This is a genomic window from Streptomyces sp. NPDC002680, assembly GCF_042889145.1.
In the GTDB taxonomy this organism is placed as follows: Bacteria; Actinomycetota; Actinomycetes; order Streptomycetales; family Streptomycetaceae; genus Streptomyces; species Streptomyces adonidis.
Genome location: NZ_JBIAQP010000005.1, coordinates 82,498 through 97,127, shown reverse-complemented (window position 1 = coordinate 97,127; position 14,630 = coordinate 82,498). Strand labels below are relative to the sequence as shown.

Annotated in this window: 12 protein-coding genes; 7 read left to right on the top strand and 5 right to left on the bottom strand. The window is 70.2% G+C overall.

What is annotated here, in order from left to right; genetic code table 11:
• Positions 1-111: 111 nt before the first annotated feature.
• Together ACFYXF_RS15165 and ACFYXF_RS15160 are read right to left on the bottom strand one after the other, a co-directional pair.
• The gene (locus ACFYXF_RS15165) at positions 112-1,389 is read right to left on the bottom strand and encodes an MFS transporter (protein WP_389350018.1); all 1,278 of its coding nucleotides are present in this window, start codon (positions 1,387-1,389) and stop codon (positions 112-114) included.
• A gap of 52 nt (positions 1,390-1,441) precedes the next feature.
• A complete protein-coding gene (locus tag ACFYXF_RS15160; RefSeq protein ID WP_389350017.1) occupies positions 1,442-2,017 on the bottom strand; it encodes a methylated-DNA--[protein]-cysteine S-methyltransferase in 576 nt (191 codons plus the stop codon).
• Between the two features lie 320 nt (positions 2,018-2,337).
• Between ACFYXF_RS15160 and ACFYXF_RS15155 the strand changes: the two genes are divergently transcribed.
• The 6 genes from ACFYXF_RS15155 to ACFYXF_RS15130 all read left to right on the top strand — a co-directional run bounded on the left by ACFYXF_RS15155 (position 2,338) and on the right by ACFYXF_RS15130 (position 10,851).
• Positions 2,338-3,204 (top strand): MHYT domain-containing protein, encoded by an 867-nt coding sequence (locus ACFYXF_RS15155; protein WP_389350015.1) that lies wholly within the window; start codon positions 2,338-2,340, stop codon positions 3,202-3,204.
• A gap of 40 nt (positions 3,205-3,244) precedes the next feature.
• Entirely contained in the window at positions 3,245-5,374 is a 2,130-nt protein-coding gene (gene uvrB / locus ACFYXF_RS15150) for an excinuclease ABC subunit UvrB (protein WP_389350014.1), read from the top strand.
• A gap of 249 nt (positions 5,375-5,623) precedes the next feature.
• The gene (locus tag ACFYXF_RS15145) at positions 5,624-6,190 is read left to right on the top strand and encodes a TerD family protein (RefSeq protein WP_369033716.1); all 567 of its coding nucleotides are present in this window, start codon (positions 5,624-5,626) and stop codon (positions 6,188-6,190) included.
• A 53-nt stretch (positions 6,191-6,243) separates the two neighbouring features.
• Positions 6,244-8,307 (top strand): TerD family protein, encoded by a 2,064-nt coding sequence (locus tag ACFYXF_RS15140; protein ID WP_389350013.1) that lies wholly within the window; start codon positions 6,244-6,246, stop codon positions 8,305-8,307.
• A 285-nt stretch (positions 8,308-8,592) separates the two neighbouring features.
• Positions 8,593-9,594, top strand: coding sequence for a TerC/Alx family metal homeostasis membrane protein (locus ACFYXF_RS15135; protein WP_389350012.1), 1,002 nt, complete (start codon positions 8,593-8,595; stop codon positions 9,592-9,594).
• 156 nt (positions 9,595-9,750) lie between these two features.
• Complete coding sequence (locus tag ACFYXF_RS15130) at positions 9,751-10,851, top strand: calcium:proton antiporter (protein WP_389350011.1); 1,101 nt, start codon at positions 9,751-9,753, stop codon at positions 10,849-10,851.
• Between the two features lie 13 nt (positions 10,852-10,864).
• On the opposite strand, the gene ACFYXF_RS15125 is transcribed toward ACFYXF_RS15130, so the two are convergent.
• Both ACFYXF_RS15125 and ACFYXF_RS15120 read right to left on the bottom strand, forming a co-directional pair.
• Entirely contained in the window at positions 10,865-12,169 is a 1,305-nt protein-coding gene (locus tag ACFYXF_RS15125; RefSeq protein ID WP_389350010.1) for an MFS transporter, read from the bottom strand.
• A 59-nt stretch (positions 12,170-12,228) separates the two neighbouring features.
• Positions 12,229-13,275, bottom strand: a complete 1,047-nt coding sequence (locus ACFYXF_RS15120; protein ID WP_389350009.1) for a S66 peptidase family protein — start codon at positions 13,273-13,275, stop codon at positions 12,229-12,231.
• Positions 13,276-13,378: 103 nt separating this feature from the next.
• Here ACFYXF_RS15120 and aroQ point away from each other — a divergent pair, with 103 nt between their 5' ends.
• Positions 13,379-13,852 (top strand): type II 3-dehydroquinate dehydratase, encoded by a 474-nt coding sequence (gene aroQ, locus ACFYXF_RS15115; RefSeq protein ID WP_389350008.1) that lies wholly within the window; start codon positions 13,379-13,381, stop codon positions 13,850-13,852.
• Between the two features lie 19 nt (positions 13,853-13,871).
• On the opposite strand, the gene ACFYXF_RS15110 is transcribed toward aroQ, so the two are convergent.
• Positions 13,872-14,600, bottom strand: coding sequence for an amino acid ABC transporter ATP-binding protein (locus tag ACFYXF_RS15110; protein ID WP_389350353.1), 729 nt, complete (start codon positions 14,598-14,600; stop codon positions 13,872-13,874).
• Between the last annotated feature and the right edge of the window lie 30 nt (positions 14,601-14,630).

Sequence of the window (14,630 nt, the reverse complement as noted above, 5' to 3'; positions counted from 1 at the left end):
GCCGTCCCTTCGGCCCCGTGACTTCGGATGCCAGCGGCTGTGCGCACGGCGGAGTCTGCTACCGCTCCCGCGTCCCGGCCACCCCTCGCGCGAGGACCGGCTCGAACCGGTTCAGCCGCCCGCTGTCGCGCCCCGGACCCGCCGCAGGCCGTTCCGCGTGAAGAGCGCCAGCGCGCCCACGGGTATCAGCAGGCAGGCGGCGGCGAGATTCAGCCACCCGTAGCCCGCCTGGGCCATCACGAGCCCGGAGGCCGCTCCGCCGAGGCCCGCCGAGGCGTTCATGACGAGGTCGGACAGCCCCTGGGCGGCGGCGCGCGCGGCCTCGGGCACGGAGTCCGTGAGCAGGGCGGACCCGGAGACCAGCCCGGCCGACCAGCCCAGCCCCAGGACGAAGAGACCCGCCGCGGTGCGGCCGTGACTGCCGTCGGCCGTACCCGCGAGGAACGCGGCGCAGGCCAGCAGCCCCACGGCGAGCCCGATGCCGGACAGCCGCCCGACCCGGTCGGACAGCCGACCCATGAGCGGCGAGAACGCGTACATGCCGGCGATGTGACCGCTGATGACCAGCCCGATCAGATCGATGCCCGCGCCGTGGTGCCCGAGGGCGACCGGGGTCATCGACATGACCGAGACCATGGCCGTGTGGCACATGGCCACTGTCACCAGTGCGAGCCGGGCACGCGGCGAGGCGGTGACGGCGGCGAGGCCCGCGCGCAGGGACCGGCCCTCGGTCGACTGCTCCTCCACCGGGGCAAGTGAACGGGCCGTGAGCAGCGGATCGGGGCGCAGCAGGACAGCCACCGTCACCGCCGCGACCAGGAAGATCCCGGCCGCCCACAGGAAGGGGCCCGCCGTCTCGGTTATCCCGAGTCCGGACACACTGCGTCCCGCCGGAGCGGCGATGTTCGGTCCGATGACCGCCCCTATGGTGGCCGCCCACACCACGTTCGAGATGGCCCGGGCCCGCCGGTCCGGCTCGGCGAGGTCGGCGGCGGCGAACCGCGCCCCGAGATTCGCCGCCGAGGCCGCGCCGAACCCGGCCATGCCGCACAGCAGCAGCGGAAAGCTGTCGACGACCGACGCGACCACGACGACACCCGCACCCAGGGCGCCGACGAGATAGCCCAGGACCAGCCCGGGTCGCCGCCCGCGCGCAGTCATCAGCGCCGCCAGCGGCAGGGAGGCGACCGCGGTGCCCGCGACCATCGCGGTGGGCGCGAGCCCGGACAACGACTCCGTACCGCTGATCCGCTGGGCCAGCACGGAGGCCAGCGCGACACCGGTGGCCACGCCGAGCCCGCCGAGGATCTGGCTCGCGACCAGCACACCGGTGATCCGACGCCGCAGCACGGCCAGTTCCCCGCCCGCGCGGGCGGAAGATGTGGTCACTCGTGAGATCCCCCCTGCTTCCCCACAGCGTTCCGTTCCCCTGCGGAACCTCTCAGAACAGCGGCTCGGGCAGCACCCCTTCGAGCGCGAGCAGCTTCCGCTTGGTCTCCAGGCCGCCCCCGAACCCGCCCAGGCCGCCGTCGCTCTCCACGACCCGATGGCACGGCACCACGACCGGCAGCGGATTGGCGCCCATCGCCGCGCCCACCGCCTGGGCCGCACCGGGCTGGCCCACCCGGCCGGCCAGATCGCCGTACCCGACCACCGCGCCGTACGGCACACCGGACGCCAGTTCGCGCAGCACCTGCCGGTTGAAGCCGGAGATCAGGGACCAGTCGAGCGGCAGCTCGAAATCGTGCCGCTCGCCCGCGAAGTACGCCGCGAACTGGCGTATCGCCTCGGCCAGGAGCGGGGACCCGGGCGCCTCGACGGGCTCCGCGCCCAGTCGGGAGGCGAGCCGCTCGACAGTCTTCTCACGCACCGGCTCCGTGGCATGGAACACCACATTCACCAGGCCTTCGTGCGTCGCGGCCAGCAGCAGCGGACCGATGTCGGTGCCGACGACCGCCCACACGACCTGCTGCCGGTCTCCCGGTTCCCGCCGCTCGTCCCGCCCATGGCTGTCCATGCGCCCCACCGTACGACCCACCACTGACAATGCCCGGAGCGCGGGTGCCGAGCGGGCGCGGACGAGCCATGAGTGACAAGTGACAGCGGAGGGACAACGGAAAGAGAGGTGCGGCACAGACACAGATTGAACGGAGTTGCCTGAGTCCGCACACTCCTGCCGCACAAGTGGGGCAAGGCCGTGTTTCTTTGCCGGAAAATCGTTCGACCCTTCCGGAGCCAGTCATACTCTCTGCCACAACCCTGACCGCTGGCCGGTTCTGGGGCGGGGGCGCATTTCAGGGAATTCCGGGACGCAACAGGGCGGAAGGGCAGCCGCACATGCAGGGCACGGTCGACGGATTCAGCTACGGACTCGTCACACCGCTGGTGGCCTACCTCATGGCCTGCCTGGGCGGTGCGCTGGGCCTGCGCTGCACCACCAGATCGATGCTGGTCGCCCAGTCGTGGCGACCAGGGTGGCTCGCGCTCGGCTCCGCGGCGATCGGCTCCGGCATATGGACCATGCACTTCGTCGCGATGATGGGGTTCAAGGTCAAGGAGACCCCGATCAACTACGACATGTGGCTGACCTTCGCCAGCCTGGGCGTCGCCATCCTCATGGTCGGTATCGGGATCTTCATCGTCGGCTACCGGGGTGTGAGCGGAACGGCACTGTTCACCGGGGGCACCATCACGGGCCTCGGCATAGCGTCCATGCACTATCTGGGCATGGCCGGAATGCGCCTCAACGGAAAGCTGGAGTACAACACCCTCACCGTCTCCGCCTCCGTCGTGATAGCCGTCGTGGCCGCCACCGCCGCACTGTGGGCGGCCGGGCAGATCCGCGGCTTCCTGTGGAGCGTGGGCGCCAGCCTCGTCATGGGGCTCGCCGTCAGCGGCATGCATTACACGGGCATGGCCGCCCTGAGGGTCCACCTCCACGCCTCGCCCGGGACCCCGGAAGGAGACTCGCCCGCGAGTCTCCTCGCCCCCCTGATGATCGGCCCGCTCGCCTTCCTCCTGCTGGCCGGTGTCGTCGTGATGTTCGACCCGCTGATGGTCATGGGCAAGCCCGGCCGGCGCCCCGCCGACAACAAGCCCGGCATCCCGGCCCACCCCGCCGTCCCGCACCCCGGCCGACGCCCCCCGCCGCGCCTCGGCCAGCGGCACGGGCACCGCAGCTCCCGAACCCCGCAGAACCGCTGATCAGGACCCGTTGTCAGTGGGTGGCCGTACGGTTGATGCCATGCGGCCAGTTTCCAAGATCGAACGCACGGTGGCGCCCTTCGAGGTCGTCAGCCCCTATCAGCCGAGCGGCGACCAGCCGGCGGCCATCGCCGAGCTGGCTCGGCGCATCGAAGCAGGTGAGAAGGACGTCGTGCTCCTCGGCGCGACCGGCACCGGCAAGTCCGCCACCACCGCGTGGATGATCGAGAAGCTCCAGCGCCCCACGCTCGTCATGGCGCCGAACAAGACCCTGGCCGCCCAGCTGGCGAACGAGTTCCGGGAACTCCTCCCGAACAACGCCGTCGAGTACTTCGTCTCGTACTACGACTACTACCAGCCCGAGGCCTACGTCCCCCAGTCGGACACCTACATCGAGAAGGACTCCTCGATCAACGAGGAGGTCGAACGCCTGCGCCACTCCGCGACCAACTCGCTGCTCACCCGGCGGGACGTCATCGTGGTCGCCTCCGTGTCCTGCATCTACGGCCTCGGTACCCCGCAGGAGTACGTGGACCGGATGGTCCCCCTGAAGGTCGGCGAGGAGATCGACCGGGACCAGCTGCTGCGCCGCTTCGTCGACATCCAGTACACCCGCAACGACCTGGCCTTCACCCGCGGCACGTTCCGCGTGCGCGGCGACACCATCGAGATCTTCCCGGTCTACGAGGAACTGGCCGTCCGCATCGAGATGTTCGGCGACGAGATCGAGGCCCTCTCCACCCTCCACCCGCTCACCGGCGAGATCATCAGCGAAGACGAGCACATGTACGTCTTCCCGGCCACCCACTACGTGGCAGGACCGGAGCGCATGGCGCGGGCCGTCGACGACATCGAGAAGGAACTCGGCGAACGCCTCACCGAACTGGAGAAACAGAGCAAGCTCCTGGAGGCCCAGCGCCTGAGGATGCGGACGACGTACGACCTGGAGATGCTTCGCCAGATCGGCTCCTGCTCCGGCGTCGAGAACTACTCGATGCACTTCGACGGCCGGCTCCCCGGCTCCCCGCCGAACACCCTGATCGACTACTTCCCGGAAGACTTCCTGCTCGTCATCGACGAGTCGCACAACACGGTCCCGCAGATCGGCGCCATGTACGAGGGCGACGCGTCCCGCAAGCGCACCCTCGTCGACCACGGCTTCCGGCTGCCGTCCGCACTGGACAACCGCCCCCTGAAATGGGAGGAGTTCCAGAAGCGCATCGGACAGACCGTGTACCTGTCGGCGACCCCCGGGAAGTACGAGCTGTCCCGGGGCGACGGCTATGTCGAGCAGATCATCCGCCCCACCGGCCTCATCGACCCCGAGGTCGTCGTCAAGCCCACCGAGGGCCAGATCGACGACCTGGTGCACGAGATCCGCACCCGCGCCGAGAAGGACGAGCGCGTCCTGGTCACCACGCTCACCAAGAAGATGGCCGAGGACCTCACCGACTACTTCCTGGAACTCGGCATCCAGGTCCGCTATCTGCACAGCGACGTCGACACCCTGCGCCGGGTCGAGCTGCTGCGCGAACTGCGTTCCGGTGAGTTCGACGTCCTGGTCGGCATCAACCTCCTCAGGGAGGGCCTCGACCTCCCCGAGGTGTCCCTGGTGTCGATCCTCGACGCCGACAAGGAGGGCTTCCTGCGCTCCGGGACCTCCCTGATCCAGACCATCGGCCGCGCGGCCCGCAATGTGTCCGGCCAGGTCCATATGTACGCGGACAAGATCACCCCGGCGATGGAGAAGGCCATCGAGGAGACCAACCGCCGCCGGGAGAAGCAGGTCGCGTACAACAAGGAGCGGGGCATCGACCCGCAGCCGCTCCGCAAGAAGATCAACGACATCGTCGCGCAGATCGCCCGCGAGGACGTCGACACGGAACAGCTCCTCGGCTCGGGCTACCGCAAGTCGAAGGACGGCAAGGGCGCCAAGGCCCCGGTGCCCGCGCTCGGCGGCAAGGCGGCCAAGGCCGGCAAGGGCAAGGCGGGGCAGACGGTGCCGACCGACCGTCCCGCGGCCGAACTCGCCGGCCAGATCGAGGAGATGACGGCACGCATGCGTGCCGCCGCGGCCGACCTCCAGTTCGAGATCGCCGCCCGGCTGCGCGACGAGGTGTCGGAGATGAAGAAGGAACTGCGCCAGATGAAGGAGGCGGGCCTGGCCTGACCGCCGCACGGGGCACACGGGGTACCGGCCGCCGCACCGGTCGGGCACCCCGGTCGACGTCCATGAGCTGCGTCGTACGCGCAGTGTTGCAACACCGACACAAAGTGCGCCCGAGGCTTCGGCACTGTCAGTGCCCCTGCGTAGGGTTCAGGTCATCCGCGGACCCCGCGGCAACAGGGGATCGGTTCGAGAGGGGAACAGCGCGTGGTGGACGTATCCAAGGGCGGAACGCCCAGTGGCAGCGTCAATCTGACCAAGGGTCAGGCCATCAACCTGCAGAAGAGCGACGGGGGCACCCTGACCGCGGTGCGGATGGGCCTCGGCTGGCAGGCGGCTCCCCGGCGCGGCCTGTTCGGCTCGCGCACACGGGAGATCGACCTCGATGCCTCCGCCGTGCTCTTCGCCGACAAGCAGCCCGTCGACGTCGTGTTCTTCCGCCACCTCGTGAGCGACGACGGCTCCGTGCGGCACACCGGCGACAACCTCGTCGGCGGTGTCGGCCAGGGCGGTGACGACGAGGCGATCCTCGTCGACCTGCCGCGAGTGCCGGTCCACATCGACCAGATCGTCTTCACCGTGAACTCCTTCACGGGCCAGACCTTCCAGGAGGTGCAGAACGCGTTCTGCCGACTGGTCGACGAGACCAACGGCGACGAACTCGCCCGCTACACACTGGACGGCGGCGGCCAGTACACGGCCCAGATCATGGCGAAGGTGCACCGCGCGGGCGCGGGCTGGCAGATGACGGCCCTCGGTACCCCGGCCAACGGCCGTACCTTCCAGGACCTGATGCCGGCGATCCTGCCGCACCTGTAACCGGGCCCGCGCGGCCCACAGAAGCAAGAGAACGACACGGGGGGACGAAGGCGATGACGGCCGAGCTGGTCCGGGGGCAGAACCATCCGCTCTCCCAGGTCCGCCTCGAAGTGCGGATCTCGGCCGGCGCGCCGATCGTGGCGGGGGCCACGATCGGCGACGAACAGGGCAAGGTCCACGGCGTCGAGTGGGTGGCCCACCCAGGTGCTCCCACACTCCCCGGCCTGGAGGTCTCCAAGCAGGCGGCCGCCGACCACCGGCTCGCCGTGGACCTGGGTGCCATGCCGGACTCCGTGCACCGGATCAGCGTGCTGCTCGCCCTGCCGTCCGGTGTGGGCGGTCCGGCCCGCTTCGGCGCTGTGGCCGCGCCCTTCGTCGCCGTCACCGGTCTCGACGGCGCCGAGGTCGCCAGTTACACGATCACCGGCCTGGAAGCGGAGTCGGCCGTCGTCGCCCTGGAGCTTTACCGCAGACAGGACACCTGGAAGGTCCGCGCCATCGGCCAGGGGTACTCCGGCGGCCTCGTTGAACTCCTCACCGACCAGGGCCTCCCCGAGGCCCGCCGCCTCGCGGACACCATTAACGAGGCGGTGTCCCAGGCCCACTCCCGCTCGGTGGCACCCCCGCCATCCCGTACGCCGGACAGCGACCGCATCCGCCGGACGGCATCCCCCGGCCCCGCGCAGTCCGCGTCGCCGTACACGGCCCAGGGGCCGCAGGACACTCCGCCTCCCGGCACACCCGAGCAGGCGGGCTCCGCCGTCCAGGGCGGTCCTGCCGCCCCGCAGCCCTCATCGCCGTACGGAATCGGAGACCCGCAGAACACCCCGGCGCAGGCCGGCCAACCGGATGCCTCGCCCCAGGCGGGCCGCGCCGGGGAAGCCGCGCAGACCTCCGGCCCGGTCAACTACAGTCACCCCGGCCGCCGTACGGCAGCACCGCCACCGGCCCCGCCGACCGCACCACCCCCGGTCCAGCCCGGACAGCCGCCGCGGCCGGTCGCGGGTGACGCGACCGGGTGGTCCATGGACGAGCGGCTCTACAACCAGGTCTGGGGCATGTTCGAGGACCTGGCGCGCACTGCCGCCGCGTACCGCAGTGCCGTCGACTTCGCCGACTCACGCCTGGAACAGGAGATCGACCGGGCACTGGCCGATCCCCGCAACCGGCTCGGCGGCCAGGGCGACGGCGCCCGGGAAGCGGCCCGCGCCAAGCACGCCAAACTCGTCGACCAGGCCCGCGCCGCCCTCGACCGCGACCTCGCCCAGCTCACCGCCGAGGCCGAGGTCGTCGAGCCCGCCCTGCCCCTGGCGTACGCACGCTGGGACAGCCCTGTCTGGCATGGCTACCGCGTGCCGATGGAGATGCCCATGGCGCTGCGGCTGGGCGACCTGCGGCTGCCCGAGAGCGTCGACCTGAGCATCCCGATGCTCGTCCGGCTGCCCTTGGAGCGCGGCCTGTGGATCGACAGCGGTGAGTCGCCCGACGGTTCGCTCGTCGACTCCGACGAGCTGCGTCGGCTCGCCATGGACACGGCTGTGACGCACGCTGCCCGGCTGCTGGCAGTCCATCCGGCGGGCGAATTCGCCGTGCACGTCATCGACCCGGCAGGCGCGGGCGCCCAGGCTCTGGCACCGCTCGTGGGGACCGGTGTACTCGCGGGTCCGCCCGCCGCCGGGGCCGCCGGTGTCACGGACGTCCTGGGCCGGCTCACCCAGCGCGTCGACCTGGTGCAGATGGCGGTGCGCGCCGGCGCGGCCGACTCGCTGCCGCCCGACCTCGACACCGCTCAGCAGTTGCTGATCGTCAACGACTTCCCGCACGGTTTCGACGACCGGGCGGTGACCCAGCTGCGCTATCTCGCGGACGAGGGCCCGGCCGTCGGCGTCCACCTGATGATGGTCGCCGACCGCGAGGACGCCGCAGCCTACGGGCCGTTGCTCGATCCCCTCTGGCGTTCGCTCCTGCGACTCACCCCGGTGCCCGACGACCACCTTGCCGACCCGTGGGTCGGCCACGCGTGGACGTACGAGCCGTCGGTCGTGCCGCAGGGCAGCCAGGTGCTCCAGCAGGTGCTCAGCCAGGTCGCGGCAGCCCGCCGCTCATGGAACCGCTGACCCTCGCAAGCACTTCACCAAGCATCAGTAAAGCCGTCTGACCTGTGTATTTGGGTTTTCTTTTACCAATCTCTTTACCTTTCCTTGGTGATTGGGGTACTGTTCTTCCTACGGAGGGGAGTACTCCCTACCTGCTGCGGCGTACCCGTCAATACGGATCAATCCAGATCCCGGGGCGTCGGCCCGCAGGCACCGGGCGCGTGAAGGAGCCGGGTTGTCGCGGGTGGAAGAGACCTCCGGTAGCGACGTCGCTGAAATTTGCCGTTACGTACTGCCGGAGGCGCAGTGGATGTTTCCCCGACCCTTTGGGTCCTGACCATCGTGGGTCTCGCCGCTCTGATCGCGGTGGACTTCTTCATCGGGCGCAAGCCCCACGACGTATCCATCAAGGAAGCCGGAATCTGGACGGTCGTCTGGATAGCCCTGGCCGGGCTCTTCGGCCTCGGGCTGCTCGTGTTCGGCGGCGGTGAGGCCGGCGGCGAGTTCTTCGCGGGCTTCATCACCGAGAAGTCGCTGAGTGTCGACAACCTCTTCGTCTTCGTCCTGATCATGGCGAAGTTCGCGGTGCCCTCGCAGTACCAGCAGCGAGTGCTCCTCGTCGGCGTTCTCATAGCGCTCGTCCTGCGCGCGATATTCATCGCCGCCGGCGCCGCGATCCTCGCGAGCTTCGCGTGGGTGTTCTACATCTTCGGTGCCTTCCTCATCTGGACCGCCTGGAAGCTGATCCAGGAGGCCCGTACCGACGACGAGGACGAGGAGTTCGAGGAGAACAGGCTGCTCAAGGCTGCCGAGAAGCGGTTCGGTGTGGCCGACCGCTACCACGGCACCAAGCTGTGGATCGAGCAGAACGGCAAGCGCGTCATGACGCCGATGCTGGTCGTGATGCTCGCGATCGGCACCACGGACGTCCTGTTCGCCCTCGACTCGATCCCGGCGATCTTCGGCCTGACCCAGGACCCGTACATCGTCTTCACCGCCAACGCGTTCGCGCTGATGGGTCTGCGTCAGCTGTACTTCCTCATCGGCGGTCTGCTGAAGAAGCTGGTCCACCTCAGCTACGGCCTGTCGGTCATCCTCGGCTTCATCGGGGTGAAACTGGTGCTGCACGCGCTGCACGAGTCCGGCGTCCATGTACCGGAGATCTCCATACCGGTCTCCCTCGGCGTGATCTGCGCGGTCCTGATCGTCACCACGATCACCAGCCTGATCGCTTCCAAGAAGCAGGCGGCGGCCGAGGCGGCGCAGGAGGAGAGCGAAGGCGCTCCGAAGGACAGCATCGGCGCCTGACCGCGTCGGACGCGGGAACAACCACATCGGGAGCGGTGCGCGGCGAACTGCCGAGCAGCGCTCCCGATGCCTCGTCGGTGTGGAGCCCGGTCCGAGGAGCGGGCGCGGGGGCGGTGTGCGCATGCGGGGCCCGGGTCCCTCTGCGACGATCGCTGAATGATCGTCCGGCTGCGGTCGCTCGTGACGCGGTGGACGGCCGTCGTGCCGGTGGCCGCGGTCGTCCTGCTCGTGTTCACGTGGGGGCGTGACCTTCCCGGTGTGGTCGTCGGGCTGGTGACGGTGGTGCTCGCGGGAGCCGTGCTGGCCGCCGTGCACCACGCCGAGGTGATCGCCCACCGGGTCGGTGAACCCTTCGGCTCGCTCGTGCTGGCCGTCGCCGTCACGATCATCGAGGTCGCCCTGATCGTCACGCTGATGGCCGACGGCGGGGACAAGAGCTCCACCCTGGCCAGGGACACCGTCTTCGCGGCCGTGATGATCACCTGCAACGGCATCGTCGGACTGAGCCTGCTCACGGCCTCGCTCCGCCACGGGACCGCGGTCTTCAACCCGGAGGGCACCGGCGCCGCCCTCGCGACGGTCGCGACGCTGGCCACGCTCAGCCTGGTGCTGCCGACGTTCACCACCAGCAAGCCGGGCCCCGAGTTCTCCACCGCTCAGCTCACCTTTGCCGCGCTCGCCTCACTGACCCTGTACGGCCTGTTCGTGGCGACTCAGACCGTGCGGCACCGCGACTACTTCCTGCCGATCACCCGGCAGGGCGAGGTCATCACCGCCGACGGTCATGCGGAGCTGCCGACCGCCCGTGACGCCAAGGTCAGCCTGGGACTGCTGGGCCTGGCGCTGATCGGTGTGGTCGGCCTCGCGAAGGGAGTGTCGCCCACCATCGAGGACGGGGTGGAGGCGGCGGACCTGCCGCATGCCGTCGTCGGTGTGATCATCGCCCTGCTCGTGCTGCTTCCCGAGACCATCGCCGCCCTGCGCTCAGCGCGCCGTGACCGGGTGCAGACCAGCCTCAACCTCGCCCTCGGGTCCGCGATGGCCAGCATCGGCCTGACCATCCCCGCCGTCGCCCTGGCGTCCGTCTGGCTCTCGGGGCCGCTGGTCCTCGGCCTGGGAGCCACGCACATGGTGCTGCTCGCCCTGACCGTGGTGGTGGGTTCGCTGACGGTGGTGCCCGGACGGGCCACGCCGCTCCAGGGAGGCGTACATCTGGTGCTGTTCGCTGCCTACCTGGAGCTGGCGATCAATCCCTGAACTCCGCGGCAGGTCACTCCGTGGCCGGGATCGCGACGAGGCGGGGGACCGGCCGGGTCTCCGGCAGCAGTGCGAAGCACCCCAGGCTGAACAGCGCGATCCCGGTCAGATAGGCGCCCACGCCCCACGGGACCCGGCCCCCGTCCTCGGCGAGTGCCGTCGCCACGATCGGCGTGAGCGCGCCGCCGAGCACCCCGCCGAGGTTGTAGCCGACCGCGGCGCCCGTGCACCGTACGCGGGGCTCGTACAGCTCCGGCAGATACGCGGCGATCACCGCGAACATCGTGACGAACGCGATCATCGCCACCAGGAAGCCGAAGAACATCAGCAGCGGTTCGCCGGTCGACAGCAGCGCGACCATCGGGCACATCCACAGAGCGGCGACGGCACAGCCCGTGAGGCACAGCGGGCGACGGCCGTAGCGGTCCCCCAGGAGAGCCACCACCGGTGTCAGAGCGCCCTTGACCACCACCGCGGCCATGATGCAGGCCAGCATGACGGTACGGCTGACACCGAGCCGTTCCGTCCCGTAGGCGAGGGACCAGGTCGTCACCGCGTAGAACACGGCGTAGCCGACCGCGAGCGCGCCCGCCGTCAGCAGGACCAGCCGCCAATGGTCGCGCACCACCTCGGCGAGCGGCACGCGCGCGTGGTCGTCGATCTCCAGGAAACTCGGGCTCTCCGCGAGCGACGAACGCAGCCACAGCCCCGCCACCGCGAGCACCCCGGCCGCCCAGAACGGCACCCGCCACCCCCACGAGGCGAACTGCGCCTCCGTGAGCGACGCCGACAGGGCCAGCATCACGCCATTGGCGAGGAGGAAGCCCACCGCGGGGCCGATCTGCGGGAAGCTCGCCCACAGGGCGCGCCGCTCGGCGGGCGCGTGCTCCGCGGTCAGCAGGACCGCCCCGCCCCACTCCCCGCCGAGTCCCAGCCCCTGGAGAAAACGCAGCACCAGGAGGAGCACGGGAGCGGCCATGCCGATCGACTCGTACGTCGGTACGCAGCCGACCGCGACCGTCGACGCACCGGTCAGCAGCAGCGAGGCGACGAGGACCGGGCGCCGCCCGCGCCGGTCCCCGATGTGCCCGAACAGCACCGATCCCAGCGGCCGGGCGACGAAGCCCACCCCGAACGTCCCGAAGGCGGCCAGTGTCCCGGCCAGCGGCGAGAACGTCGGGAAGAACAGTGGCCCCAGGACCAGCGCCGCCGCGGTGCCGTAGACGAAGAAGTCGTAGAACTCGATGGCCGTCCCCGCGAGCGAGGCCGTGGCCAGCCGCACCATGGAAGGCGCCTTTACCGTGCGTACATCGTGCATGCCGGGTCAACTACCCACGGTGACCGCGCGTTACGGGGGCGTGCGGGGGCCGATCCGGGTCAATACGTCACGGTGATGCGCCGGTCAGGGCCGTTCACTCGTACCGACCCTCCATAGGGGATGACGATCTGCGGATCGGTGTGTCCGAAGTCCACGTCGAAGACGGTCATCATGCCGGGAGCGTAGGCGCGCAGCCCGCGTTGGACCGCCTCCCGTTGCTCGGCGGCGTAACGGTCGCCCTCGGCGGGGCTGTTGGGGCGCTCGAAGGACCAGGTCTTCGCGCGGGCCATCAGCAGCGCGGAGAAGCGCTGGAGCAGACCGCGCTCGCCCATGTTGCGCAGGATGCGGAAGACCTCCTCTCCGCTCGGCAGCTCCTCGGAGGTCTCCAGGAACAGCACTCCGCCGTCGTACTCCGCCAGATCGTGGGAGATCTCGCGGTCGGCCATCAACAGCCAGGCGAGGATCTCCAGACAGCCGCCCCAACTGCGGCCCTCCACCACGCGGTCGGCGTTCTGCCAGGTCCAGCCGGTGCCGGGCCGGGTCTCCGGTTCGCTCTCGAAGGTCGCGGGGTCGGCCCAGTCGCGGTTGACGTCGTTCCAGCGGTCGGCGGGCCGCAGTTCGTAGGCGCCCGAGGTGAACAGGGCGGCCCGCAGGGACTCGGCGGTCAGCGGGTCCATGGCCACGGGGCGGCCGAGCGCCGTCATCACGGTCGCGCCGTGGAAGCCGACGATCCCGGTGCTGTACAGGTAGGCCAGCAGGTTCGTGTTGTCGCTCATCCCGAAGAACGGCTTCGGGTTCGCCCGGAGCAACTCCCGGTCCAGGAACGGCAGCACGGTGATCTGGTCGTCGCCGCCGATCGACGCGATGACCGCCCTGACGTCCGGGTCGGCGAACGCCGCGTGGATGTCGTCGGCCCGCTCCTGAGGCGTCGCGCCCATCTTCCGGGTCGTCGGATACTCGACCGGTTCGAGCCCGAACTCCTTGCGCAGCCGCTCCAGCCCCAGTTCATGGGGGCGCGGGAAGAGCCCGGGCAGTCCGGCGCCCGGCGAGATGACGGCGATGCGGTCGCCGGGGGAGGGCTTGGGCGGATACGCGGGGGTCGTCATGCCGGGAGCGTACGGGCCACCGCACTGTCAGTGCACCGTGATAAACCGGGGCTGAGCAGCGGTCCTCGACGGGGCCGCCATTTCTGAACGGACCGGAGGAACAATGCCCCGCACCCTCGCCGACGCCCCGATCATGATCCTCAACGGGCCCAACCTGAACCTCCTGGGCCAGCGGCAGCCGGACATCTACGGCTCGGGCACGCTCGCCGACGTCGAGGCCCTGTGTGCCAAGGCAGCGGCCGGGCACGGCGGCACGGTGGACTTCCGGCAGTCCAACCACGAGGGCGAGTTGGTCGACTGGATCCAGGAGGCACGCCTCAACCACGCCGGCATCGTCATCAACCCCGGCGCCTACTCCCACACGTCCGTCGCGATCCTGGACGCGCTCAACACCTGCGACGGCCTGCCGGTGCTGGAGGTCCACATCTCCAACATCCATCAGCGCGAGACGTTCCGGCACCACTCGTACGTCTCCCTGCGCGCCGACGGGGTCATCGCGGGGTGCGGTGTGCAGGGGTACGTGTTCGGGGTGGAGCGGGTCGCCGCGCTGGTGGAAGCGGCGACCGCGGAGGCGTGACGCGCGGACGCGACCGCCCTTACAGCCGCCCTGCCTCCACGATCCGTCGCAGGAACTGCTGGGTGCGCTCCTGCTGCGGATCGCCGAACACCTGCTCGGCCGTGCCGCGTTCCAGGACGACGCCGCCCTCCAGGAAGCACACCTGGTCCGCGACATCGCGGGCGAAGCCCATCTCGTGGGTGGCCAGGACCATCGTCATGCCCTCGCCCTTGAGGTCCCGGACGACGCTGAGGACCTCGCCCACGAGTTCCGGGTCGAGGGCAGCGGTGATCTCGTCGAGGAGCAGCAGCCGGGGGCGTACGGCCAGGGCGCGGACGATCGCGGCCCGCTGCTGCTGGCCGCCGCTCAGCCGGTCCGGGTACTCGCCGGCCTTCGCGCCGAGCCCGAGCCGCTCCAGCAGCTCACGGGCGTGCTGCTCGGCCTCCGCGCGGTCCACGCCGTGCACCCGGCGCGGGGCCAGGGTGATGTTCTCCAGGACGGTCATGTGCGGAAAGAGGTTGTACGCCTGGAAGACCACGCCGATCCGGCGGCGCACGGCGTCCTGGTCGGTCCGCGGGTCGGTGATCTCCTCGCCGTCCAGCCAGATCGCGCCGTCGTCGATCTCCTCCAGCAGGTTCGCGCACCGCAGCAGCGTGGACTTGCCGGAGCCGGACGCGCCGATCAGAGCGGTCACCGTGTGGGAGGCGACCTCCAGATCGACGTCCCGCAGGACGACCGTCTCGCCGAACGTCTTGCGCACGGACTCCATACGCAGCACGGGGGAGGAGCCCCCGGGAAT